Source organism: Paraburkholderia sp. SIMBA_053 (assembly GCF_046534895.1).
Taxonomy (GTDB): Bacteria; Pseudomonadota; Gammaproteobacteria; order Burkholderiales; family Burkholderiaceae; genus Paraburkholderia; species Paraburkholderia caledonica.
The window spans coordinates 94,663-119,424 of sequence record NZ_JAWRXU010000006.1 but is presented as its reverse complement, the minus strand read 5'-3'; the positions used below and the strand labels follow the sequence as shown (position 1 = coordinate 119,424).

At 62.5% G+C, this 24,762-nt stretch carries 24 protein-coding genes; 20 read left to right on the top strand and 4 right to left on the bottom strand.

Annotation, left to right across the window (positions count from 1 at the left end; all coding sequences use genetic code 11):
• Positions 1-24 precede the first annotated feature (24 nt).
• From SB753_RS20025 to SB753_RS19990, 8 genes are all read left to right on the top strand, one after another.
• On the top strand, positions 25-987 hold the full coding sequence (locus SB753_RS20025) for an MlaD family protein (protein ID WP_020067094.1): 963 nt from the start codon (positions 25-27) through the stop codon (positions 985-987).
• A 30-nt stretch (positions 988-1,017) separates the two neighbouring features.
• Positions 1,018-1,659, top strand: a complete 642-nt coding sequence (locus tag SB753_RS20020; RefSeq protein ID WP_020067093.1) for an ABC-type transport auxiliary lipoprotein family protein — start codon at positions 1,018-1,020, stop codon at positions 1,657-1,659.
• A 31-nt stretch (positions 1,660-1,690) separates the two neighbouring features.
• A complete protein-coding gene (locus tag SB753_RS20015; RefSeq protein ID WP_410801468.1) occupies positions 1,691-2,854 on the top strand; it encodes a VanZ family protein in 1,164 nt (387 codons plus the stop codon).
• Between the two features lie 183 nt (positions 2,855-3,037).
• Positions 3,038-3,361: a (2Fe-2S) ferredoxin domain-containing protein gene (locus SB753_RS20010; protein WP_027804480.1), complete on the top strand. Its 324-nt coding sequence runs from the start codon at positions 3,038-3,040 to the stop codon at positions 3,359-3,361.
• A gap of 8 nt (positions 3,362-3,369) precedes the next feature.
• Positions 3,370-4,014, top strand: coding sequence for an alpha/beta hydrolase (locus tag SB753_RS20005; protein WP_410801466.1), 645 nt, complete (start codon positions 3,370-3,372; stop codon positions 4,012-4,014).
• Between the two features lie 334 nt (positions 4,015-4,348).
• Entirely contained in the window at positions 4,349-5,578 is a 1,230-nt protein-coding gene (locus SB753_RS20000) for a D-alanyl-D-alanine carboxypeptidase family protein (protein WP_088173208.1), read from the top strand.
• Between the two features lie 12 nt (positions 5,579-5,590).
• Entirely contained in the window at positions 5,591-6,541 is a 951-nt protein-coding gene (locus SB753_RS19995; RefSeq protein ID WP_410801464.1) for a D-amino acid aminotransferase, read from the top strand.
• The gene (locus SB753_RS19990; RefSeq protein WP_410801462.1) at positions 6,513-6,782 is read left to right on the top strand and encodes a DUF493 family protein; all 270 of its coding nucleotides are present in this window, start codon (positions 6,513-6,515) and stop codon (positions 6,780-6,782) included. The genes SB753_RS19995 and SB753_RS19990 overlap by 29 nt, the downstream gene beginning before the upstream one ends.
• A gap of 9 nt (positions 6,783-6,791) precedes the next feature.
• On the opposite strand, the gene SB753_RS19985 is transcribed toward SB753_RS19990, so the two are convergent.
• Positions 6,792-7,769 carry a transcriptional regulator GcvA gene (locus SB753_RS19985; protein WP_410801460.1) on the bottom strand — a complete coding sequence of 326 codons (978 nt, stop codon included), beginning with the start codon at positions 7,767-7,769 and terminating at the stop codon, positions 6,792-6,794.
• Between the two features lie 98 nt (positions 7,770-7,867).
• On the opposite strand from SB753_RS19985, the gene SB753_RS19980 reads away from it, so the two are divergent.
• The 3 genes from SB753_RS19980 (at position 7,868) to lipA (ending at position 10,014) form a co-directional block, all read left to right on the top strand.
• Entirely contained in the window at positions 7,868-8,194 is a 327-nt protein-coding gene (locus tag SB753_RS19980) for a DUF2917 domain-containing protein (protein WP_020067085.1), read from the top strand.
• A 73-nt stretch (positions 8,195-8,267) separates the two neighbouring features.
• Complete coding sequence (gene lipB, locus SB753_RS19975; protein WP_410801458.1) at positions 8,268-8,993, top strand: lipoyl(octanoyl) transferase LipB; 726 nt, start codon at positions 8,268-8,270, stop codon at positions 8,991-8,993.
• Positions 8,994-9,006: 13 nt separating this feature from the next.
• Positions 9,007-10,014, top strand: a complete 1,008-nt coding sequence (lipA, locus tag SB753_RS19970) for a lipoyl synthase (protein ID WP_128587933.1) — start codon at positions 9,007-9,009, stop codon at positions 10,012-10,014.
• A gap of 213 nt (positions 10,015-10,227) precedes the next feature.
• Here lipA and SB753_RS19965 read toward each other — a convergent pair whose 3' ends face one another.
• Positions 10,228-10,911: an HAD family hydrolase gene (locus SB753_RS19965; protein ID WP_410801456.1), complete on the bottom strand. Its 684-nt coding sequence runs from the start codon at positions 10,909-10,911 to the stop codon at positions 10,228-10,230.
• A 207-nt stretch (positions 10,912-11,118) separates the two neighbouring features.
• Here SB753_RS19965 and SB753_RS19960 point away from each other — a divergent pair, with 207 nt between their 5' ends.
• Positions 11,119-12,786, top strand: coding sequence for a Na/Pi cotransporter family protein (locus tag SB753_RS19960; protein ID WP_410801454.1), 1,668 nt, complete (start codon positions 11,119-11,121; stop codon positions 12,784-12,786).
• Positions 12,787-12,815: 29 nt separating this feature from the next.
• Here SB753_RS19960 and SB753_RS19955 read toward each other — a convergent pair whose 3' ends face one another.
• Positions 12,816-13,586 carry a DeoR/GlpR family DNA-binding transcription regulator gene (locus SB753_RS19955; RefSeq protein WP_087751007.1) on the bottom strand — a complete coding sequence of 257 codons (771 nt, stop codon included), beginning with the start codon at positions 13,584-13,586 and terminating at the stop codon, positions 12,816-12,818.
• A 317-nt stretch (positions 13,587-13,903) separates the two neighbouring features.
• Between SB753_RS19955 and ugpQ the strand changes: the two genes are divergently transcribed.
• The 8 genes from ugpQ to SB753_RS19915 all read left to right on the top strand — a co-directional run bounded on the left by ugpQ (position 13,904) and on the right by SB753_RS19915 (position 24,004).
• Positions 13,904-14,668, top strand: coding sequence for a glycerophosphodiester phosphodiesterase (gene ugpQ, locus SB753_RS19950; protein ID WP_310065860.1), 765 nt, complete (start codon positions 13,904-13,906; stop codon positions 14,666-14,668).
• Positions 14,669-14,830: 162 nt separating this feature from the next.
• A complete protein-coding gene (locus tag SB753_RS19945) occupies positions 14,831-15,943 on the top strand; it encodes an ABC transporter substrate-binding protein (protein ID WP_087751005.1) in 1,113 nt (370 codons plus the stop codon).
• Between the two features lie 133 nt (positions 15,944-16,076).
• On the top strand, positions 16,077-17,015 hold the full coding sequence (locus SB753_RS19940; RefSeq protein ID WP_020067077.1) for an ABC transporter permease: 939 nt from the start codon (positions 16,077-16,079) through the stop codon (positions 17,013-17,015).
• On the top strand, positions 17,012-17,803 hold the full coding sequence (locus SB753_RS19935; RefSeq protein WP_020067076.1) for an ABC transporter permease: 792 nt from the start codon (positions 17,012-17,014) through the stop codon (positions 17,801-17,803). The genes SB753_RS19940 and SB753_RS19935 overlap by 4 nt, the downstream gene beginning before the upstream one ends.
• A gap of 33 nt (positions 17,804-17,836) precedes the next feature.
• Positions 17,837-18,907 (top strand): ABC transporter ATP-binding protein, encoded by a 1,071-nt coding sequence (locus SB753_RS19930; RefSeq protein ID WP_087751004.1) that lies wholly within the window; start codon positions 17,837-17,839, stop codon positions 18,905-18,907.
• 376 nt (positions 18,908-19,283) lie between these two features.
• On the top strand, positions 19,284-20,564 hold the full coding sequence (locus tag SB753_RS19925) for a dicarboxylate/amino acid:cation symporter (RefSeq protein WP_027804477.1): 1,281 nt from the start codon (positions 19,284-19,286) through the stop codon (positions 20,562-20,564).
• Positions 20,565-20,625: 61 nt separating this feature from the next.
• On the top strand, positions 20,626-22,635 hold the full coding sequence (locus SB753_RS19920) for an ATP-binding protein (RefSeq protein WP_410801451.1): 2,010 nt from the start codon (positions 20,626-20,628) through the stop codon (positions 22,633-22,635).
• Positions 22,636-22,651: 16 nt separating this feature from the next.
• Positions 22,652-24,004 carry a sigma-54-dependent transcriptional regulator gene (locus tag SB753_RS19915; RefSeq protein WP_410801449.1) on the top strand — a complete coding sequence of 451 codons (1,353 nt, stop codon included), beginning with the start codon at positions 22,652-22,654 and terminating at the stop codon, positions 24,002-24,004.
• 144 nt (positions 24,005-24,148) lie between these two features.
• Here SB753_RS19915 and SB753_RS19910 read toward each other — a convergent pair whose 3' ends face one another.
• Positions 24,149-24,682 carry a TlpA disulfide reductase family protein gene (locus tag SB753_RS19910; protein ID WP_027780122.1) on the bottom strand — a complete coding sequence of 178 codons (534 nt, stop codon included), beginning with the start codon at positions 24,680-24,682 and terminating at the stop codon, positions 24,149-24,151.
• Between the last annotated feature and the right edge of the window lie 80 nt (positions 24,683-24,762).

The window sequence follows — 24,762 nt, the reverse complement described above, 5'->3', positions numbered from 1 at the left end:
TCAGGGAAACTAGGGAACCTGGCAATGGAAAACAAATCGCATGCGTTCTGGGCAGGACTCTTTACGGTCGTCCTGCTGGCCGCGATTGCAACGGCGGCTTTTTTGTTCAATGTCGACCGCGCGGTGCGTGTGCCGTACGATCTCATTGCGCGCACCAACGTAACGGGTCTTTTTACCGACGCGGCCGTGCGCTACAGAGGGCTCGACGTCGGCAAAGTGCAGTCGATCAAATTCGACCGCGATCATCCGGGCCAGATCCTGATCCGTATTCTCGTCGACACGCATGCGCCGATCACGCATTCCACGTTCGGCAGTCTCGGCTTTCAAGGCGTGACGGGGATCGCGTTCATTCAGCTCGACGACACGGGGCGCGATCCGTCGCCGCTCGCCTCGTCGGCGAAGCAGGTAGCACAGTTGCCGATGCGTCCGGGCTTGCTAGACCAATTGCAACAACGCGGCGACGTGCTGTTGAAGAAACTCGAAAAGGTCACGGACGACGTCGACAATCTGTTGTCGCAGGAGATGGTCGACCAGTTGCACGGCACGGCGGCCAGCATCCAGAAAGCTGCGGACGGCGTCGCCACGCTCACGCAGCAGATGGCGCCGGTGGCCGGCAAGCTGCCCGCCACCATCGACAAGCTGGATAGCACGCTCGTCTCGACGAACCAGTTGATCACGAGCCTGAATCGTGCGGATGGTCCGTTCGAGACCAATCTGAACAAGGTGGGCACCGCGGCTCAGCAAGCGGGCGACGCGCTCACCGCGATGAACGGCTCATTGCAGGATCTGTCGGCGCGGGTCGGTTACGACACGTTGCCGCGGGTCAACTCGCTTGCTGAAGACGTGCGCTCCGCCGCGCGCTCCGTGGACCGCGCCGCCGACACGTTCAGCACCAGCCCGCGCAGCGTGCTGTTCGGTGCGCCGGCGGCGGCGCCGGGCCCCGGCGAGGCTGGTTTCACGTGGCCGGCCGCGCGCGCCGCACAATGAATCTGAAGGTTTGAAGAAAGGAACATCGTCATGTCACGCTCCATTCACCGCTTGTTGTCCTCGCGTGCCGCGCGCACGGGCGCTGTTTGCGCGACGCTGCTTGCGCTCAGTCTGCTGGCGGCAGGCTGCTCCAGCACGCCGGCCGCGCTCGCGGACATTCGCTACGACTTCGGGCCGCCGAAGCCTGCAGCGTCTGCGGGCACGCAATCGGCGGTCAAGGTGCTCGACGTGAGCGCGCCCGAAATGCTCCAGTCCGACAAGCTCGTGTACCGGCTCGGCTATGCCGACGCGCAGCAGTTGGCCGCGTACGCGAACAGCCACTGGACGATGCCGCCTTCGCAGTTGCTCACGCAACGTCTGCGCGGCGCGCTCAGTTCTCGCGGCACGGTGCTGACGGGCGCCGACGGCGTCGCCGCGCCCGTACTGAAGGTGGATCTGGGCGAGTTCGAACAGGTGTTCGACAGCCAGTCGCAAAGCCATGCAGCGGTGACCGCGCGCGCCACGCTGACGCAAAACGGCAAGGTGCTGGGTCAGCGAACCTTCATCTCCAGGGCGCCGTCGAGTACCGCCGACGCTGCAGGCGGCGCGCAAGCGCTCGCCACCGCCAGCGACGACCTCGTCGCGCAAATCGCCGCCTGGCTCGGCGTTCAGGCGCTGGTCGCCGCGCAATGACCGGCGCGCAGCGCACGCAACGGAGCGCTGCATGAGCGAAAGATCGTGGCTGCGCCGTCCGTCGGTGCTTTCGCGGCAAGCGCTGCTGCTGTACACCGTGCTGATCGTCTACGGTTCGTGGTATCCGTTTTCAGGTTGGCGCTCGCTCGGGCTCACGCCGTTCGCCTTCCTTTCCGATCCGATGCCGCAGTATCTGACGGCATTCGATGTCGTCACGAATGTGCTCGGCTATATGCCGTTTGGCGCGCTAATGGTGCTTGCGCTCTATCCGCGCTGGCGCGGGCCGCTCGCGGTCGCGTTGGCTTTCGTGCTCGGCGGCTTGCTGTCGGGCGTGATGGAAGCCGTGCAAACATATTTGCCGACGCGGGTCGCGTCCAACCTCGACCTCGCGGCCAACGCGCTCGGCGCGCTGCTTGGCGCGGCGATCATGTCGCCGGCCACGGGCGCGCTGCTCGACCGCGGGTTGTTGCGACGCTTGCGGCTCATGTGGTTCCACCGCGAGAGTGCCGCGCTCGCGTGTCTTGTCGCGGCCTGGCCGTTTGCGACGATGTATCCGTCGCCGCGTCTCTTTGGGCTCGGTAACTGGCCGCGCGCGCTGTGGACGCGAGTCGATTCCACGACGCAAGATGCCCTGTTCGCGTGGACGCCGGCCGGCTGGCACGTCGGCACATGGCCCGCGTGGGTCGCCGCCTGGCTGCCTGACGATGCCTGGGAAGCCCTCATCACCACGCTCAATCTGTTCGCCGCGCTTGCGCTCGCGTCGTTGACGATACGCCGTCATGCGCCGCGCGTGCGGCTGTTGCTGCTATTTATCGTCGTGGCTCTTGGAGTGAAGGCGGGCGCTACGTTCTTGCAGTCGCAATCGGGCCTCGCCTTCGACTGGGCGACGCCCGGCGGGCTCGTTGGCATCGGCTGCGGCGCGGCGCTCGGGCTCCTGGCGCTGCGTCTGCGGCGCAGATCGCGCACCGCGCTGGCGGCGGGCGCACTCGTCGTGACGCTCGTGTTCGTCAACCTGTTGCCGGTGAATCCATATTTCGATGTCGTGCTGGCCGACTGGCGGCAAGGACGCTATCTGCACTTCAATGGCCTCGCGCGCTGGCTCGCGTGGGTGTGGCCGTACGCGGCGCTCGTGTGGCTTGCGTTCGTCGTCGAACGCGTTTGGCTCAGGCGGCGCACGAGGCTTGAGTCGAAGTAGGCGCTCCTGCAGCGTCAGCGATGCTGGCCTCTTGCTCGCTATAATCGTTCGCAAGCGGTCCTTCGCAAACGACCTCCGCAAGCGGCGCGGCCAACGGCTCCTCCGCAACAAAGCGCGCGCCGCTGCGCCCGACTGCCTTCTGCTGCACTATTGCCCTTCTGACAGCCTCGCTCTTCGTACAACATGGACTCCTTCTACAAGTACCACGTCTTCTTCTGCCTTAATCAGCGTGAACCGGGCGCAGAGCGCCCGAGTTGCGCGAACTGCAATGCGCAGGCAATGCAGGAATACGCGAAGAAGCGCGTGAAGAAACTCGGCCTCGCCGGCCCCGGCCAGGTGCGCATCAACAAGGCAGGTTGCCTCGACCGCTGCGAACTCGGCCCGGCGCTCGTCGTCTATCCGGAAGGCGTCTGGTACACGTACGTCGACGAGAGCGACATCGACGAAATCGTCGACTCGCATCTGGCGAACGGCAAGGTTGTCGAGCGTCTGAAGATCGATCAATAGGCGCCGCGATGAACGCACATACGAAGAAGTATTTGATCGACGGCCCGGTAGGCAAAATCGAGGTCGCGCTCGATCTGCCCGACGAGACGCGCGAAAACGGCGCGGCGCCACGGGGCATTGCGCTCGTCGCGCATCCGCATCCGCTCTTTGGCGGCTCGATGGACAACAAGGTCGCGCAGACGCTCGCACGCACGCTCGTCCAGTTGAACTACGTGACGTATCGCTCGAATTTTCGCGGTGTCGGGCAAACGCAAGGTGAGCATGACGCGGGCATCGGCGAGCGCGACGATTTGCGTGCGGTGCTCGACCACATGCGCGCGCAGCCGGGCCACGCCGATCTGCCACTGGTGCTGGCAGGTTTTTCGTTCGGCACTTTCGTGATGTCGCATGTGGCCTCAAAGCTGCGCGACGAAGGCAAGGAGATCGAGCGGATGGTGTTCGTCGGCACCGCCGCGAGCCGCTGGGACGTGGCGCCCGTGCCGGAAAACACGCTCGTGATTCACGGCGAGACTGACGAGACCGTTCCCATTCAATCCGTTTACGACTGGGCGCAGCCGCAGGAATTGCCCGTGGTGGTGATTCCGGGCGCAGAGCATTTTCTGCATCGCAAGCTGCATATCCTGAAGCGGATCATCGTCGACGCCTGGCGGTAAGTTGCCGCGCGGCGCGCGTTTTCCGGGGTACAGGTACGCGCAAACGCCTGGCTATTCACCAGTCATTGCGCGAAGTTCGGGGAATACCACGCGTATAATGGGCGCTCTTTTTTGGGCGCAGCACGGCCTGTCCGGCAGTTCGCGCGACGCGTAACTTCTTCTCACGCGCGCAGCGGTGCCGGCTACGAGTGTGCTGCGCGAACCGATCGCGTGGCCGGAAGTCCAATGGGCGCTCAAGCCGTTACGTTTAGTCGTCACGGCCAGTCGCTCGCCGACCGGCTCTTCCAAACTCTGCGCCCTGCGCGCGTTGAATATATCTGCACGAACCGACCCTATGCGTTTTTCCACCTCCGGCCGCACGTCTTTTCCCTCCGTTGCAAGTTTTGTTTCTCCCACGCTAAGCCGCGCATTGACGCTCGGCGTCGTGCTGCCCGCCACGCTGGCGGCCAGCACTGCGTTCGCGCAAGTGCCGCCGCCGGCGGTGAATGCGCGTTCGTGGGTGCTCGTGGACGCGACCAGCAATCAGGTTCTGGCTTCGGGCAATCCCGATGAGCGCGTGGAGCCCGCATCGCTCACCAAGCTGATGACTGCGTATCTCGTCTTCGAAGCACTGCAAACGAAGAAGATCGCGATGGACCAGACGGTGACGCCGAGCGAAGCAGTGCGTCGCGTGCGCACCGACGAATCGCGCATGTTCGTGGAGGCAAACAAGCCCGTGACCGTGCACGATCTGGTGTACGGCATGATCGTGCAGTCGGGTAACGACGCCGCCATCGCGCTGGCCGAACTGGTGGGCGGCAGCGAAGCGCAGTTCGTCAACATGATGAACACCGAAGCACAGCGCCTCGGCATGAAAAACACGCATTTCGCCGATGTGAACGGCATGCCCGACGCGCAGCACTACACCACGGCTGGCGATCTCGCGGTGCTGTCGGCGCGTCTGATCCGCGACTTCCCTGACTACTACAACATCTTCTCGGTCAAAGAGTTCACGTACAACAAGATCAAGCAGCCGAACCGCAACCGTCTGCTGTGGATCGACCCGACCGTCGACGGTCTGAAGACCGGCCACACGCAAGCCGCCGGCTACTGCCTGATCGCGAGCGCGAAGCGCTCGCTGCCGGGCACGCAGGACGCCTCGCGCCGCCTCGTCTCGGTCATGATGGGCGAGACGAAGGAACACGACCGCGTGCAGGACAGCCTGAAGATGCTGAACTACGGCTACTCCGCGTACGACACGGTGCGCCTCTACAAGGCGAGCCAGGTGGTGGGCACGCCGCGCGTCTACAAGGGTGCGCAAGACTCGGTGCAGATCGGCGTGAAGAGCGATCAGTACATCACCGTGCCCAAGGGCATGGCCGACAAGGTGAAGCCGCAAATCGAGCAGATGGATCCGCTGATCGCGCCGATCGCGAACGGTCAGCAGGTCGGTACCGCGAAGCTCGTCGCCGACGGCAAGGTGCTTGCACAGTTCCCGATCGTCGCCTTGCAGGCCGTGCCGCAAGCGGGCGTGGTGGGCCGCGTGTGGGATTCGCTGATGCTCATGTTCAACAAGAAAAAGTAAACACGGATCGCAATGACCGCTCTTCCTGATGTTTCGCTCGAGCCGATCGTTTATCTGAACGGCGAAGTGGTGCCTTTGTCCGAGGCGCGCGTGCCGGTGCTCGACCGCGGCTTTATTTTCGGCGACGGCATTTACGAAGTCGCGCCGCTATATGCGCACGCGGCCGGACGCACGGCTTTCCGCTTCGAACAGCATCTGGCGCGTCTGTCGCGTTCGCTCGAGAAGATCGGCATTGCCAATCCATTCGACAATGCAGGCTGGCGCGCGTTGATCGAGCGCGTGGTCGCGGCCAACGAAGCCGAGGCCGGTCTTGCCGCCAGTCAGGATGCGATCGCCTACATTCAGGTCACGCGCGGCGTCGCAAAGCGCGGCCATGCGTTTCCCGTGGGCGTTCAGCCAACGGTATTCGTCATGGTTACGCCGCTCCATCTGCCCAATGCTGCCCAGCGCGCGGAGGGCGTGCGTTGCGTCAGCGCGGAAGATCGCCGCTGGCTCAATTGCGACATCAAGTCTGTGTCATTGCTCGGCAATGTGCTGATGGCGCAATACGCCGCGGAAAACGACGCGTTCGAGACGGTCCAGTTCCGCGATGGCGTGTTGACCGAAGGGTCGTCGTCGAATGTGTGGGTGGTGAAGGGCGGAGTATTGATCGCGCCGCCGCGCAGTCACAAGATTCTCGAAGGCATCCGTTACGGGCTGATCGAAGAACTGTCGGCCGAATGCGGTATCCGCCTGGAAGTGCGCGAGATCGCCGAAGCCGAAGTGCGCGCAGCGGACGAGATCATCATCAGTTCGGCCACCAAAGAAGTGCTGCCTGTCACGCAGTTGGACGCCCAGCCGGTTGGCAGCGGCAAGCCGGGCGCGGTGTTTGCGGCGCTGTATGCGGCGTATCAACAAGCCAAGGCAAAAGAGGCGCAGCAGCAAGGAGCAAAAAATGAATCCGGCGAACGAATCACTAATTGAGTATCCGTGCGATTTCCCGATCAAGATCATGGGCAAATCGCACCCCGAGTTCACCGAGACGATCGTCACGGTGGTCCGTCAGTTCGATAGCGAAGTTGACGCCTCGCGCGTCGAGACGCGTCCGTCCAGCGGCGGAAACTACACCGGGCTAACGGTGACGGTGCGCGCCACTAGCCGTGAACAACTCGACGATATCTATCGGGTGCTGACCGGTCATCCGATGGTCAAGGTCGTGCTTTAAGGCGTCCCACTACGGCGCGACGCGCAATGCGTCCGCCGCGTCCGCTTTCCGGCCCGCGCTTGCGGCCGAGCCGGCCTCGCAGGCCCGGTCGAACAACAGCTTGAACCGTCCCACCTCCGCAAAGACCCAGTCCCTGAACGCCTTCACCCGCGCTGTTTCCAGCATTTGCGGCGGACAGATGAAGTAGTACTGCCACGGACTCGGTCCGTCCACATCGAACAACCGCACGAGTCGGCCCGCCGCAATCTCATGCATGGCGAGCGAACGGCGCGTGAGCGCAATTCCTTGACCGTCGATTGCCGCCTGCAACAGGTTCGACGAATCCTGATACAGCACGCCGCGCTTTGGCTCCGGCCATTCGGTAAGTCCGGCGGCGTCAAACCATGGCCGCCATAATTCGTCGTCGGAACGAAGTAGAGGAAGCTTCGCCAACTCGGCGGGCGTTTTCGGCCGGTTGCCACCGTTGAAATTCGGCGCGCATGCCGGGAAGAAAATTTCCTCAAGCAACAGTTCGGAGTAAAGCCCCGCATATTTTCCGTAGCCGAAACGGATTGCTACGTCGACGTCGTCGCGCGCGAAGTCCGTGAGCGCGTTAGTGGACAGCAGTTCGAGGTCCCATTGCGGGTGGGCTTCGATAAAGCTGCCGACGCGCGGCGTGACCCACCGCGCCGCAAACGATGACAACATGGACACCACGAGCCGCCGCTCGCGGTCACCGGCACGGAGTTCGCGCGTGGCGTCGGACAATGCGGTGAGCGCAGAGCGCACGTGGTTGGCGTAGCGCCTGCCGGTTTCTGTCAGCCGCACGCGCTTGCCGTCGCGGGCGAACAGCGACACCCCGAGTTCCGCCTCCAGCGCCCTGATCTGATGGCTGACAGCGCCGTGCGTGACGAAAAGTTCGTCGGCGGCGCGCGAAAAGCTCTCGTGACGGGCGGCGGCCTCGAAGGCTTTGATCGCATTCAACGGCGGCAGATGGCGCAGCTCCATCGTAATATTTCTCACATAGAGGTGAAAATTGATCGTTTTGCGTAACCCCTTGCTACGCCTACGATTGTAGCCATGAAACGACTTTTGGCGAGGGCATTATGCGAGAAGTTTCCTCTAGCATCGCGTATGAAATCCACGGTGGCGAAACGCTTCCCCTGAAGGTGGCCCGCAGCACGAAGCTGGTCGTGCGCGGCGGTGCGGTTTGGGTAACACGCAGCGACGACACCGAAGACTACTGGCTGCAACCCGGCCACACGCTGAGATTGCGACGCGGCGAACGGCTGTGGATCAGTGCGGAAGGCACACCGCGCGCGACGATCGCGTTTTCAGTGCCCACGCGCTGCGACGAGCGTGCGCTTAACTGGTTTGCGCGAGTTGTCGAACGTTGGGCGGCGCGGATGCGCGGCGGCTGGCGCACCGTTTGATGGCGGGTGCCCCGGCAGCGGGGCGCGGCGACTCCCGGCGGGAATCGCCGGATTTCGGTAAACTGCGTGGATCATGTCCGTCCCGCCGGTTTCTACTTCCCCAATGCCCGCCGCGGCGCCGCTCGTGCTGCGCTGGCGCGGCAGCGAACTCTACGAAGCCAGTTTCGACGCGATGCGCGCGTTCACCGACGCGCGTACCGTCGACACTCCCGACGAAATCTGGCTAGTCGAACATCCACCCGTCTTTACGCTTGGCCAGGCCGGCGATCCGGCACATCTGCTGGCCGCCGACAGCGCTATTCCTCTGGTGAAAGTCGACAGGGGCGGGCAGATCACGTATCACGGTCCGGGGCAGGTGGTTGCCTACCTGCTGCTCGATTTGAGGCGTCGCAAGCTGATGGTGCGCGAGATGGTCACGCGGATCGAGCAGGCCGTGATCGACACCCTAGCGGCGTATAATCTCGCCGGAGAACGCAAGGCGGGTGCGCCCGGTATCTACGTCGCGCCCGGGCCGCACGCCGGGTTGCATGCCGGCGCAAAGATCGCCGCGCTGGGCCTCAAAATCCGCAATGGCTGCAGCTATCACGGCGTTAGCCTGAACGTGAAAATGGATTTACGGCCGTTTCTGGCCATTAACCCGTGCGGCTACGTGGGGCTCGAAACAGTCGATATGGCAACGCTTGGCGTTGTGGCCGGCTGGAGCGACGTGGCCCACACCCTTGCAGCGTGCCTCACCGCAAACCTCGACGGCAATCCCGCGGCCGTCGCCCAACCGCAGGCCGGTGCGCTCACCGCCTGACTGGACCGAACGAATGACTGACGTTACCGCGAACCTCGCAACTTCTCCCGTGCCTGAAGGCGTGCCGGCATCCGCCGCTGCCTACGACGCCACCGCGAAGCAGAAGGCGCAAGCCAAAACCGCCCGCATTCCTATCAAGATCGTTCCGATCGAAAAGCTGAAAAAGCCGGACTGGATTCGCGTCAAGGCGGCGACCGGCAATTCGCGCTTCTACGAAATCAAACAGATTCTGCGCGAGCACAATCTGCATACGGTGTGTGAAGAAGCGAGTTGCCCGAACATCGGCGAATGCTTTGGCAAGGGCACGGCCACGTTCATGATCATGGGCGACAAGTGCACACGTCGCTGCCCGTTCTGCGACGTGGGCCACGGCCGCCCGGATCCGCTCGACCCGGAAGAGCCGGGGAATCTCGCGCGCACTATTGCCGCGTTGAAGCTCAAGTATGTGGTGATCACAAGCGTGGATCGTGACGATTTGCGCGACGGCGGCGCGGCGCACTTCGTCGAATGTATCCGTCAGACGCGCGAGTTGTCGCCTGACACGCGCATTGAAATTCTGACGCCCGATTTCCGTGGTCGTCTGGACCGTGCGCTCGGCATTCTGAATGCCGCACCGCCTGACGTCATGAATCACAACCTCGAAACGGTGCCGCGTTTGTACAAGGAAGCGCGCCCGGGTTCCGACTACGCGCATTCGCTCAAGCTGCTCAAAGACTTCAAGGCGCTGCATCCGGACGTCGCGACCAAGTCGGGCCTCATGGTCGGCTTGGGGGAAACGGAAGAAGAGATCTTGCAGGTCATGCGCGATCTGCGCGAGCACGATGTTGACATGCTCACCATCGGTCAGTATCTGCAGCCTTCCGAACACCATTTGCCGGTGCGCTCTTATGTGCATCCCGACACCTTCAAGATGTACGAGGAAGAGGCGTACAAAATGGGCTTCACGCACGCAGCGGTGGGCGCTATGGTGCGCTCCAGCTACCACGCCGACTTGCAGGCGCATGGAGCCGGCGTAGTGTGAGTGTCAGGTGGCTGATCGGTCAGGTTGAAGAAAACCCGCACATGTTGCGGGTTTTCTATTTCACGGTGAGCAGGCCTCTGATCGCCGTAGTGCCGCCGGCTCGAACAAAAACTATATTAGCTTGGCTAACGAATAATCAGACGCGGGAATTGAGGCCGCCATCATCGCGGTCGCGGCCCTTGACGGCCACACCGACATTGCACCAAGCGTGCGTCACCTGAAAAGTTCGATGACAGGCCAGCCTCGCTCGTTCGCGATCGCACGCAAACGCGGATCGGGATTCGTCGCGACCGGATGCGTGACGCGTTCGAGCAGCGGAACGTCGTTGATCGAATCGCTATAGAACCAGCTTTGAGGAAAGTCGTGCAAATGGTGGCCGAGCGAAGCCAACCAGCTCTCCGTGCGCGCGATCTTGCCTTCACGGAAAGTCGGAACGCCCACCGACGCACCCGTGAAACGGGCAAGCGGATCATCACCCTCCGTACCCAGTTCGATCCCGAGAAGATGCTCGAAGCCGAGCGCCTTGCCGATAGGCGCGGTAACGAACACGTTCGTTGCGGTGACAATGCAGCAGAGGTCGCCCGCCTCGATGTGACGCTGCACCAGTTCACGTGCGGCCGGCAGGATCGCCGGCGTGATCACTTCCTGCATGAATTGCGCATGCCACGTGTCGAGCTGTTCGCGCGAGTGGCGAGCGAGCGGCGCCAACGTGTAGTCCAGATAGGCGGCCATGTCGAGCGTACCGGCTACGTACTGCCGATAATATTCGTCGATGTCTTGCGCATGGCGCGCCGCGCCCGCTATGCCGAGTCCAGCGATAAAGTGAGCCCACGCCTGGTCGCTGTCGAGCGGCAGCAACGTGTGGTCCAGGTCGAACAGCGCGAGATTGCGGCTCATCCGTTGTCCTCGTGACAGGTGGTGGTAGCGTCACATGAACGGCACAGACGGTCACGCGACGATCCTCATCGTTGGCCGAGCGTATATTTAAAAGCACAAAATTACAATAAGGCAAAAATGTGCAACACTACTGTCATATACGCCCCGGGTGTCGTACGCGCGGCATGCGGTTCGGGTCATGGCAGCAGAGAATAAGAGCAGTGCCTTATGTTGATTCTCCTTAACCTTCTCGCCGGCGTGGCACTGCTTGTCTGGGGCTCGCATATCGTTCGCACCGGCATCCTGCGCGTACTGGGCGCAGATCTGCGCAGCATCCTCGGGCGAAGCACCCGCAGCCGTTGGCGAGCATTCCTGTCAGGCGTCGGCGTCACGAGCCTCGTCCAAAGCAGCAACGCCACGGCGGTCATCGTCACGTCGTTTGCCGCGCAAGGGCTCCTGCCGCTGACCAGTGGTCTTGCGATCATGCTCGGTGCCGACGTCGGCACCGCGCTGATGGCGCGAGTTCTTACCCTCGATCTATCCTGGTTGTCGCCAATCCTGATCCTGTTCGGCGTGCCACTGTTCCTGTCGCGCAAGCAGACGCGCACAGGCCAGGCCGGCCGTACGCTGATTGGTCTCGGTCTGATTCTGCTCGCGCTGCATCTGATCGTAGAGGCCGCGCAGCCCATGATGCAAGGCGCAGGCGTGCGCGTGATGTTCGGCGCATTGACCGGCGACACCATGCTCGACGCGCTAGTGGGCGCGGCCTTCGCAATGCTGTCGTATTCCAGCCTCGCGGCCGTGCTGCTCACGGCCACGCTTGCATCGTCGGGCGTCATTTCGTTGAAGGTCGCGTTGTGCCTCGTGATCGGCGCGAACCTCGGCAGCGGCATGCTGGCGTTGCTTGGCACCGTGGCGCAGAACGCGGCGGCGCGGCGGCTCGCTTTGGGCAGCTTCGCCTTCAAGCTGGCGGGCGCGATGCTGATCTTGCCGTTTGCGCCGCTGCTCGCGCGCGGACTGCCGGTGCTGATTGCCAATCCGCGTGAAGCCACCGTGGGTTTTCATCTGATCTACAACGCGCTGCGTTGCTGCGCATGCCTGTCGCTGATCGATCCGGTTGCGCGCGTCTGCGTGCGGCTGCTGCCTGACCGGCCCATGCCGAACGGCGAACTGCGGCCGCTGCATCTGGACGAGGCCGCGTTGTCCACGCCGACGCTCGCGCTCGCGCATGCGGCGCGCGAAGTGCTGCGCATCGGCGACATCGTGCGGGCCATGCTCGACAACGTGGCGGAGCTGATTCATCACAACCATCTCGACAAGGCGCGCGAAACGATCCGTATGGACGACGACGTCGACGAACTCTACGCAGCGGTCAAAAACTACCTCACGTTGATCTCACGCGAGCAGTTGGATGAAGCTGACAGCCGCCGATGGACCGACATCATTTCGCTGACGATCAACCTCGAACATGCGGGCGACATCATCGAGCGGATCGTGGGAGATATCGAGGAGAAGAAGATCGCTCACCGCCTGTCGTTTTCCGAAGAAGGACTCGGCGAACTGGACGATCTGCAGACGCGGCTAGTCAGTAATCTGCAACTGGGTCTATCCGTATTCCTGAACAACGATCTGCGCTGCGCCGAACGTCTACTCGCAGAAAAAGAGCGTTTCCGCGATCTGGAGCGCGCGTATTCATACAGGCATCTGGACCGGCTCACGGGGCAGACTCTGCGCAGCATTGAAACGAGCGCATTGCATCTGGATCTGATCAGTGACATGAAGCGGCTTAACTCGCTGTTCTGCTCGACGGCTTATCCGGTACTCGACGCCGCCGGCGCATTGCATGACACGCGTCTGCGCAAGCGCGTTCTCGACACGATGCATGTGAAGGAGTGAGCGGCACGCGTGGCGTGCAGCATGACGCTTCAGGCCAGCACGACCTCTTCGAGCTTCTTTTTTAGCGCCGGGAAATCGGCGGCGTCTGCGGCCTTCTTGTTGGTGACGAGCACGTCTATCCGTTCCACCGGGCAATACGAGATCCGGCTGCGCTGACCAATCTTGCTGTAATCCGCAAGGATCACGACACGGTCGGCATTCGCGACCATGGCGCGCGCCACTTCGGTTTCTGCGTGGTCGTAGTTCGTCGCGCCATGCCGGTGATCGACGCCGACCGGCGACAGCAGCGCGAGATCCGCCCGATAGCGCTGAATATCTAGCACGGTGGTGGCGCCCGTGGTTGCCATTGCGCGGTCGCTGATCGTGCCGCCGAGCAAAATCACTTCGTTGCCCGCGTCGGCTTGTTCCGCAGCGCCGCGCAGCTTCAACGCGACGTCGATCGAATTAGTGACGATGGTCAAATTGGCGAGCTTCGCGAGCTCTTCCGCAAGTGCGGCGGTCGTCGTGCCCGCGTCGATGAACAGCGTCTGGCCGCTCGCGATCAACCCGGTCGCCGCCTTTGCAATCGCCGTCTTGGACTTGACGCGCATGTGCGCGCGCTCGGCGATCGGCGCTTCGTCGGCGGGTTTGATGGCGCCGCCGTGTACCCGCCGTAATTCACCGAGCGCTTCGAGGTCGAGCAGATCGCGCCGAACCGTTTCGCGCGACACGCCAAGGTCCGCCATGATCCGTTCGGTCGACACCCGATGGAGCGTCGACACCAACGCGCGTATTCTCTGATGACGGTCTTCCTGCCACATGCATTTTCCTTGGATGCGAAGGCGCTCGCACAACGTGTCTTAGTCAGTGACATCGTGGACACGAATGTGTGTCCAGACGATGTCAAGGCTACTACTTTAGCCGCATTGTGTTGTATTTTTTTGGCAGCTTGCAAGTTTGTGTATTTGACTTTAGCCTTCGCAAATCGAAGCGCCGCGCTCGTTCGAAACTCGAATGTTCGAAAGGCAAAGTCTGATCTGTTCTTTCGTGCATTAGTGTGGCGCTTTTTGACAAGACCGCATGCGTTGAAGTGCTTCAATGCACTCTCCGCTTTCTTCTGGGTGAAAGGTGACCGGACGTGGGAAACGGGATCGATCATGCATCACCTGCAGACTGGCCATATCCGCCGCTCGTCGCGCACCGCTGCGGCGGCACGCTCGCGCCTGAGAACACCTTAGCGGGATTCGATGCCTGTGTGCGCTACGGCTACCGCATGGTCGAGTTCGACGCCAAGCTTTCCGCCGACAACGAACTGTTCCTGCTGCACGACGACACGCTCGAGCGCACGACCAACGGCTACGGCGCTGCTGCCGACTATACGTGGGCGCAGCTCGCCATGCTCGACGCGGGCGCCTGGTACGGTCCGCAATTCGCAGGCACTCGCCTGCCGACGCTTGCCGATGCGGCAGCACGTTGCGCGCGCGACGGCATCGCGGCGAACATCGAAATCAAACCCTGTCCGGGCCGTGAAGAGATCACCGGCCGCCTCGTTGCGGATGGTGCGCTCAGGTTGTGGCAAGGGCAAACGCCGCCGTTGCTGTCGTCGTTCTCTTTCGACGCCCTTGCAGCTGCGCGCGACGCGGCGCCTTCATTGCGGCGCGGCATGCTGTTCGAGGAAGTGCCCGCGGACTGGTTGCGTATCGTGCGCGAGCTCGACTGCGTGTCCTTGCATGCGAGCCATCGTTATCTGACGGAGCAACTCGTCGGCGAAATCCGCGAGGCCGGACTGCATGTGCTCGCATACACAGTGAACGATCCGGCGCGCGCGCAATTGCTTGCGCAGTGGGGCGTTGACATGATTTGTACAGATCGCATCGATATGCTGCAGCACGACATGCTTTGAGCTGCGAAGCCGGCCAGAGCAGGGCGCGAGTGTGCAGGCAAGCACGCGAAGGCGGCCGCAAAGGCCGACCAGGAGCGCACGCAATGGCGCAGGAGTAACGCCGTTGAAGTCGAACTAGAAATTTTCCAAACGTAGCAACTTCGGCAGAGGATGGGGAAAACTATGAACCGCACCGTGTTAGCTCGCATACTTTCGATGTCGGCCGCCGCGGGCGTCGCAGCCGCCGGCGCGAGCAGCGCTAGCGCCGCGCCGCTCGACGCACTGATCGCCGCTGCGAAACAGGAAGGCCAGCTTACCGTGATCGCGTTGCCGCACGACTGGTGCAACTATGGGCAACTCGTCGCGGGTTTCCAGAAGAAGTACGGCATCAAGATCAACGAGCTGAATCCGGACGCAGGCTCCGGCGATGAAGTGGAAGCGATCAAGGCGAACAAGGGCAACAAGGGTCCGCAAGCGCCCGACGTGATCGACGTGGGTCTGTCGTTCGGCCCGAGCGCGAAGGCTGAAGGGCTGCTGCAGCCGTATAAGGTCTCTGCGTGGAACTCGATTCCCAAGGAATCGAAGGATGCCGACGGTTACTGGTACGGCGACTACTACGGCGTGCTCGCGTTCGAAGTGAACGCCGACATGATCGACAAGGCGCCGTCCGACTGGAGCGACCTGCTCAAGTCAGACTACAAGAACGCAGTGTCGCTCGCGGGCGATCCGCGCTCCGCGAATCAGGCGATTCAGGCGGTGTACGCGGCGGGTCTTGCGCAAAGCAAGGGCGACGCGAGCAAGGCGGACAAAGCCGGCCTCAAGTTCTTCGCCGACCTGAACAAGAGCGGCAACTTCGTGCCGGTGATCGGCAAGGCCGCGTCGCTCGCGCAAGGCACGACGCCGATCGTCGTCCGTTGGGATTACAACGCGCTCGCCGATCGCGACACGCTGAAGGGCAACCCGAAGGTTCAAGTGGTGATCCCGAAAACGGGCGTAGTCGCAGGCGTCTATGTGCAGGCCATCAGCGCTTATGCGCCGCATCCGAACGCAGCCAAGCTGTGGATGGAATATCTCTATTCCGACGAAGGCCAGATCGGCTGGCTGACCGGCTATTGCCACCCGATGCGCTACAACGAACTGGTGGCCGCGAAGAAAGTGCCGCAGGCGCTCCTCGACAAGTTGCCGCCGCCGTCGTCGTATAAGAACGTCGTGTTTCCGACGCTCTCGCAACAGGACGCGTACAAGGAAACCATCACGAAGCATTGGGACGAAACGGTCGGCGCGAACGTCAAGTAAGCGCTGCTTCGACGTTTAGCGCGAGGTCGTACACGCCGCGCGCGTCGTCCTAGTCGGACGGCGCGCGCCGTTACCCAGAGTGCCGGACATGCCGGCGATGCGGCCAATGCGGGGAATACCCAAAGGGTGAGCTATGAGCGCTTCATCGGATGCTGGATCGGTGCAGCCGGATTTGCTGGTTCCGCCTGTGCCCACTCCAACGCCGCGCGTCGACGGTCCGGGCCGCGCGTCGCAGATGCTGGCCTGGATCGGCGTCGTGCCGTTCTTCACTTTCGCGCTGCTGTTCCTGATTCTGCCGACCGGCTTTCTGATGATCGGCGCGTTCCAGGATTCGCAAGGTCACTTCACGCTCGCCAACCTGCGCGACCTGTTTCAGCCGTCCGTGCTCGACGCTTACTGGATCAGCTTCAAAGTCAGCGCGGCGTCCGCGGCGGGCGGTGCGCTGATCGGCTCGCTGCTCGCGTGGGCGGCGGTGCAGGGCAAGCTGCCGGGCTGGATTCGTCCGACGTTGATGACGTTCTCCGGTGTCGCGTCGAACTTCGCGGGCGTGCCGCTCGCGTTTGCTTTCATCTGCACGTTGGGACGCGTCGGGCTCGTCACCGTGTTGTTGAAGAAGTATCTCGGCTTCAATCTGTATTCGACGGGCTTCAGCATTCTCAGCTTTTCAGGTCTCACGCTGACCTACCTGTACTTCCAGATTCCATTGATGGTGCTGATCGTCACGCCCGCGCTCGACGGCCTGAAGCGCGAATGGCGCGAAGCATGCGATTGCCTCGGCGGCACCGCGTCTCAGTACTGGCGCTACGTCGCGCTGCCGGTGCTATGGCCGAGCGTGCTGGGCGCGACGCTGCTGCTGTTCGCCAACGCGTTCGGCGCGGTCGCCACCGCTTATGCGCTGACCGGAAGCTCGTTGAACATCGTGCCGATTCTGCTCTTTGCGCAGATTCGCGGCGACGTCATGCACAACCAGAATCTCGGCTACGCGCTTGCGCTCGGCATGGTACTCGTCACGGGTCTGTCGAACGGCGGTTATATCTGGCTGCGCTCACGCGCTGAAAGGGGCCGCCGATGAAAAGCCAATCGCGCGTGGGAGCGTGGACCGCGATGGTGGTCGGTTCCCTGTACTTCCTGATTCCGCTGATCGCCACCTTCGAGTTCAGTCTGCGGATGAAGCGTGGCACATATAGCTTCGAAGCCTACAGCGTGGTGCTCGGCGATCCGCGCTTTCAGGCCTCGTTTGGTTATTCGATTCTGATGGCGCTGCTGACGATCGTCGTCGGCATATTGCTCGTTGTGCCGACCGCTTACTGGGTACAACTGCGCTTGCCGAAGCTGCGGCCGGTCGTCGAATTCATTACGCTGTTGCCGCTCGTGGTGCCGGCTATCGTGATCGTGTTCGGCTATCTGCGCATCTACAACAGCAGTTCGATTCTGCCGCTCACGAGCAACGAGCGCGCGACCGATCTGCTGTTGGTGTTCGGCTACGTGACGCTGTCTCTGCCGTACATGTACCGCGCGGTCGATGCGGGCCTGCGCGCTGTCGACGTGCGCTCGCTCACCGAAGCCGCCGAGTGTCTCGGCGCAAACTGGCCGACGATTCTCTTCAAGGTGATCTTCCCGAATATCCGCTCGGGCATTCTGTCCGGCGCGTTTCTCACCTTTGCGGTGGTAATCGGCGAATTCACGCTGGCGAGTCTGCTCGATCGGCCCGCGTTCGGTCCTTACCTGCAACTGATCGGCGCGAATCGCGCGTATGAGCCGTCGGCGCTTGCGATCATCGCGTTCATGATTACGTGGGCGTCGATGGGCTTGATCCAGGTGTTCGGCTCGGCCCGCGCGTTGAGCGGTCAAAAGGTTTGATGCAATGAGCTTGATCCACTGAGGCAGCGAATCATGGCATTTCTCGAGATCGAAAATCTGCATAAGTCCTTTGGGGCGAACATCGCGTTGCATCACTTCGACATGAAGATCGAGCGCGGTGAGTTCATCACGTTCCTAGGACCTTCCGGCTGCGGCAAAACGACCGTGCTGCGGATGATCGCCGGCTTCGAAACGCCGACGCGCGGCGTCATCCGGCTCGATAACAAGGACGTCACGCATCTTCGTACGCGGCAGCGCAAGGTCGGCATGGTGTTTCAGTCGTATGCGCTGTTTCCGAACATGACGGTCGCGGAGAACATCGGCTTCGGGCTGAAGATCACGCACCGGCCGCAGGCGGAAATCAGCCAGCGCGTAGAAGAGATGCTGCACCTGATCAAGCTGCCGCAGCTCGGCGGCCGCTATCCGTGGCAACTGTCGGGCGGCCAGCAGCAACGCGTGGCGCTGGCGCGCGCGTTGGCCGGCAAGCCGCAGGTATTGTTGCTCGACGAGCCGCTGTCCGCGCTCGACGCGAAGATTCGCATTTCGTTGCGGCAGGACATTCGCGCGCTGCAGCGCGAACTCGGCATCACGTCGATTTTCGTTACGCACGATCAGGAAGAGGCGTTGTCGATTTCCGACCGCATCGTCGTGATGAACGAGGGGCGCGTCGAGCAGATCGGCTCGCCTTCGGAAATCTACAACTATCCTCGCACTCGTTTTGTGGCGTCGTTCGTCGGCACGCTGAACATTCTGGCGGGGCACGTGATCGATCCGGCGACCGGCAAGATGGTCGTGGACGGCCAGGAGTTGACTACTACGCAGGAACTGCCGGCCGGCGATGCGGGCAAGAAGCGCCTGCTCGCGCTGCGCCCCGAAGCGATCGTGCTCGAACCCGCGGCGCCTGGCCGCAACACACTGAGCGCGACCGTCGAAGAAGTGAATTTTCTCGGCGCAGTGGTGCGGATCAGGACGCGTGTGAAAGACGCGGTGATTTCTCTCGACGTGTTCAACGATCCGAATCGCGGTTTACCCGAACGAGGTCAGCCGGTGTCGCTCGGTTTCTCGCATGAGAATCTGCTGGTACTCGAAGAGGGCGGCGCTTAGGAAAACGGCAAAGCCCCGCCAGTAAAGGCTTCGGGTTTCCCCTGAGCTGCTGCCGGAGCGAATTCCGGTTTTCCCGACGCGGGCCGTCCGGATTTCCGGAATCCCGGATGGCGCTTGCGATTAGGCGCAAGAAAACCTATAAAAATCAAAGGCGCGCGGGCTGCCTCAAGCTGGCATCGACCTTGCGAAATAGATAACGCGGCCGCAACGGTCCGACAACTAAAGCAAGGAGACAACGATGTCCGATTTCCCTTTCCGGTACTTCTGAATTCGTCGTCTTGTCGCGGCCTAATGCCGTGCACAGGCGTGACGATCATTCGTTCGCATGATGCGCAGCGTGGCAGGCCATAGGCTCACCCACATCGCAGGAACCATCGTGAAGAAACCTATCCACAAAGTGCTGTACGTCCAGGTGATCGTGGCGATCATCATCGGTATCGCGCTCGGACATTACTATCCGAATCTCGCCGTCGACATGAAACCGCTCGGCGACGGCTTCATCAAGCTCATCAAGATGGTGATCGGGCCGATCATCTTCTGTACGGTCGTGACCGGCATTGCCGGCATGGAAGACATGAAGAAAGTCGGGCGCGTCGGCGGCAAGGCGCTGCTGTATTTTGAAATCGTTTCGACGTTTGCGCTGGTGCTCGGCCTGATCGCGACGCACGTGCTGAAGCCGGGCGTCGGTTTCAATATCGACCCCGCCACGCTCGACGGCAAGGCGGTCGCTTCGTACGCCGCCAAGGCGCACGGCCAGACCACGGTCGACTTCCTGATGCACCTGATTCCGGACACGCTCGTCTCCGCGTTTGCACAAGGCGAGATCCTGCAGATTCTGCTGATCGCGCTGCTGTTCGGCGCGGTGCTCGCCACAGCCGGTGAGAGGGGCAAGGTCGTCACGAACTTCATTGAAGGGCTCTCGCATGTGCTGTTCGGCATCGTGCGCATCATCACGAAGCTCGCGCCGATCGGTGCGTTCGGCGCGATGGCGTTCACCATCGGCAAGTACGGTATCGGCTCGCTGCTGCCCATGCTGAAGCTGATCGGCACGTTCTATCTGACGTCGATCGTATTCGTGGTGGTCGTGCTCGGCATCATCGCGCGTGCGGTGGGCTTCAACATCCTGCGTTTCATTGCGTACATCAAGGAAGAGATGCTGATCGTGCTCGGCACGAGCTCGTCCGAAGCCGCGCTGCCGCAACTGATGCTCAAGCTGGAAAACCTCGGCTGCTCGCGCTCGGTGGTGGGTCTCGTGGTGCCGACCGGTTACTCGTTCAACCTCGACGGCACCAACATTTATATGACGATGGCCGTGCTGTTCATCGCCCAGGCGACGAACACCGACCTCACGTGGGCGCAGCAGCTCACGCTGCTGGCAGTGACGATGCTGACGTCGAAGGGCGCGAGCGGCGTGACGGGCGCGGGCTTCATCACGCTCGCCGCAACGCTGGCCGTGGTGCCGACCATTCCGCTGTCGGGCATGGTGCTGATTCTCGGTATCGACCGCTTCATGAGCGAATGCCGTGCGCTGACGAACATCGTCGGCAATGGCGTGGCGACCGTGGTCGTGTCGGCGTGGGAAAAGGAACTGGACCGCAACAAGCTGAACTCGGCGTTGCGCGGCGACGTGCCGGTCAAAGAGCCGGCCGGCGTTTAAGCCGGGCATCGACGCTCATTGTCTGAAAACGCGTGACGTTTGCGGCCGCGGACACCAGCACATGCAACCGGTGACTGCGCGCCCAACCGAAGTGCCGTCGGCCGGGGAAGCTCGCGCCGACCGCGCTTCGCCTTATGCCACAATATCCGATCACACCTCACCGGATATTGCCAACGTGACGCGCCGTCTGCTGATCCTCTTCGCGCTCGTCGCCGGGCTCGTCGCGGCGTGCGGGCTCACCTACAGCGTCGCGTGGCAAAGCGGAATCGACAGCTTGCGGCGCAATGCCGCCGGGCGCGTCGATCGCACCGCCAGTTCGCTCAAGAGCACACTTGAGCGCTATGAATCGCTGCCGTATCTGCTCGCCGAGCATCCCATCGTGCAGGACGTGCTGGTCGATCCGTCGCCCGCCAACGTCCAGCGCGCGAATCTCTATCTCGAAGATTTGAACCGCCACGCGCGCGCAACGGTGACCTACATCATTCCGCTCGACGGCTATTGTGTCGCCGCGAGCAACTGGCAAGGGCCGGGCAGTTTCATCGGCGCGGGCTATCTGTTTCGCCCATATTTCGTCGATGCCATCAAAGGCCACGTGGGCCGCTTCTTCGGCATCGGCACGATCTCGCAGGCGCCGGGCTATTACATTTCGCAGCCGGTGCGCCGTGAGGGAAAGATCGTCGGCGTGGCGGTCGTCAAACTCGATCTCGAATGGTTTCAGGGCGCGGACGCATACGAGCCGCTCCTCGTCACCGACGATCACGGCGTGATCTTTCTGTCGTCCGTGCCCGCATGGAAATATCACACCATACGGCCACTGTCGGGCCAGGTCGCCGATTCCATCTACCAGGCCCGTCAGTATGCGCAGCAGCCTATTGCGCCGCTGCCTGTGACGATCGAGCGCAAGCTCGAAGGCGACGCGCAGATTGTGCGCGTCGGCGGCGGACGCTACGCGCCTCGCTATCTCGCGTCGCGACGCGGCATGGGCGAACCCGACTGGCATCTGATTACCATGGCGCCCGTTAGCCCGGTCGACGCTGACGCGCGCAACGCGACCATCGTGACCGGCTTCGGCTATGTGTCGCTCGTATTGCTCGCGTTCTACTGGAGAATGCGCCGGTCCCGCGTGCGCGAGGTGATGCGTAGCCGCGCGCTGCTGCAGAAGGCGTACGCCGAATTGAACCAGCGCGTTGCGGAGCGCACCGCGGATCTGTCGCAAGCGAACGAGCAATTGCAGAAGGAAGTGGCCGAACGCACGCGCGCCGAACAGGAATTGCGCGCCGCGCACGACGAACTCATTCAGGCGAGCAAGCTCGCGGCGCTCGGTCAGATGGCGGCCGGCATCACGCATGAACTGAATCAACCGCTCGCGGCATTACGCGGATTTTCTGACAACACGCGCGTGCTGCTGGAGCGCGGCGACCAGGCATCGGCGCGGGAGAACCTCGAAGCGATCGCGGCGCTCACCGAACGCATGGGCAAGATCACCAATCAGCTGAAACTGTTCGTGGGACGCGCGCGGCCGCGCAGCGCGCGCGCTTCGATCGTGCGGGCGCTGCGCAATGCCCTCGCGCTGTTGCAACAACGTTTGAAGGGCGTCGAACTGAACCTCACGTTGTTCGACGCCGAAAACGGCACGCGCGTGCCGCTCGATCTCGCCGACGATCATGCCGAACTGGTAGCCCACTGCGACGATCTGCGTCTCGAACAGGTGCTGATCAATCTGCTCGGCAATGCGCTCGACGCGACCGCCGACATGACTCCGCCGCGCATTTCCGTGCAGATTGAAGTTGCCGCGGACAGCCTGTCGTTCGCAGTCAGCGACAATGGCCCGGGCATTGCCGAAGATGTGTTGCCGCATCTGTTCGAGCCGTTTTTTACCACGAAGGAAATGGGCCAGGGACTTGGCCTCGGTTTGGCGATTTCGTCGTCGATCGCGCGTGATTGCGGCGGCACACTGGTGGCGCGGAATGTGGCGAACGTCCCGAACGGCGGTGCATTATTTGTACTGACGCTGCGCCGTGCGCGCGTGCAGACGAGTCACACCGCGGACCCGCTCACCACGGGTTCGTGAATCCGATGAGAACAACATGCTGAACGACGGCTTGCAAGTGCTGTATATCGAAGACGACGAACTCGTGCGGCGCGCGAGCGTGCAGAGTCTGCAACTGGCGGGCTTCAACGTGGTGGGTCATGCGTCGGCGGAATCGGCGGCAAAGTCGATCAGCGCCGACTTTTCGGGCGTGATCGTCAGCGATATCCGGCTGCCCGGCGCGAGCGGTCTCGATCTGCTCGCGCAATGCCATGAGCGCGCGCCCGACGTGCCGGTGATTCTCGTCACCGGTCACGGCGATATTTCGATGGCGGTGCAGGCGATGCGCGACGGTGCCTATGACTTCATCGAAAAGCCGTTTGCTTCTGAGCGCCTGATCGAGACCGTGCGGCGTGCGTTGGAGCGGCGCAAGCTCGTGCTGGAAAACCTCGCGCTGCGCCGCGAGCTTGCCGGGCAGAGCACGGTTGCGCCGCGGATCATCGGCCGCAGTCCGGCAATCGAGCAGGTCCGGCGGCTGATTGCAAACGTCGCGCCGACCGATGCGTCCGTGCTCATCAACGGGGACACCGGCGCGGGCAAGGAATTGATCGCGCGTAGTCTGCACGAGTTGTCGCCGCGGCGTGACAAGCCGTTTATTGCGGTCAACTGCGGCGCGCTGCCGGAGCCGATGTTCGAGTCGGAGATGTTCGGCTACGAACCGGGCGCCTTCACCGGTGCTGCGAAACGCCGGGTCGGCAAGCTCGAACACGCGTCGGGCGGCACGTTGTTTCTCGACGAAATAGAAAGCATGCCGCTTGCGTTGCAGGTCAAGCTGCTGCGCGTGTTGCAGGACGGCGTGCTCGAACGCCTCGGCTCGAACCAGCCGATTCGCGTGAATTGCCGCGTGGTCGCCGCCGCAAAAGGCGATATGGCGGAACATGTCGCCGACGGTTCGTTCCGTCGCGACCTGCTGTACCGCTTGAACGTGGTGACGATCGCGCTGCCGCCGCTTGGCGAGCGTCGCGAGGACATCGTGCCGCTTTTCGAACACTTTCTGCTGGACGCGGCCGTCCGTTATCAGCGTCCCGCACCGATTCTCACGGACCGTCAGCGCGCGAGCCTGATGCAGCGCGAGTGGCCGGGCAATGTGCGGGAGTTGCGCAATGCGGCGGACCGCTTCGTGCTCGGCGTCGCCGACGACCCCGTCATGTCTTTCGGCGACGAAGGCGCCCAGCCGCAGCCGCTGAAGGAGCGCGTGGAGCAATTCGAACGGGCGGTGATTGCTGAGGCGTTGGAGCAGAGCGGCGGCGCGGTGGCAATCGCGGCGGACCGGCTGCAGCTTGGCAAAGCGACGCTTTACGAGAAGATCAAACGCTACGGCCTCGCGGCCAGAGGGGACGGGGAAAGGTGAAAAAAGAAACGCCGGCAGTTCATGCCGGCGTTTTTCATTGGGCTTTGGGTTTGGCTGTGTGGCTTGGACTCGGATCGGTTGATCCGGGCGCCTGGCGTTACTTTCGGCACGAGGCTCAGTCGGCCGTCGTGGCTCTCGCCCGGCTCAAGCAGCGTTCAGCGCCTTTTCCAGTAGCTGGTCGAGTTCCGCGAACTGCGGCTCGCCGACATAGCGCTTCAGAATCTTGCCGTCCTTGTCGACCAGGAAAGTGGTCGGCGTAAGCTGGACGTTGCCGAACTGCTTCGCGGCCGAGCCGTCGTCCATGGCGACCTTGAACGGCAACTGACGCGTCTGTGTGTAGTTGGTCACGTACATGGGCGCGTCGTAGCTCATGGCCACCGCGACGAATTCCAGCCCTTTACCTTTGAAGCGGTTATACGTCTGGACCATCTGCGGCATTTCCTTCATGCATGTATCGCAGCTCGTCGCCCAGAAGTTGACCAGGTAGACCTTGCCTTTCAGATCGGCAGTCGAGACTTTCTGGCCCGAGAGCAGCGTGAAAGTCGCGTCGGGCACGCGCTGTTGGCCGGCGAACGCAAAATAGCCAGCCACGCCGATCGCAATCGCCACGACGGCGGCGATCACGTAGCGAAGCGGATTCGTGCGCCTGACGGCGGTAGTCGACGTGATGGTGCTCATGAACGGAACCTCGGAAATCGCGAAATGGCGTGGGACAGCGCGTGGGCCGGGGCTTTGCGCCCGCTGCCCCATAGCGTGGG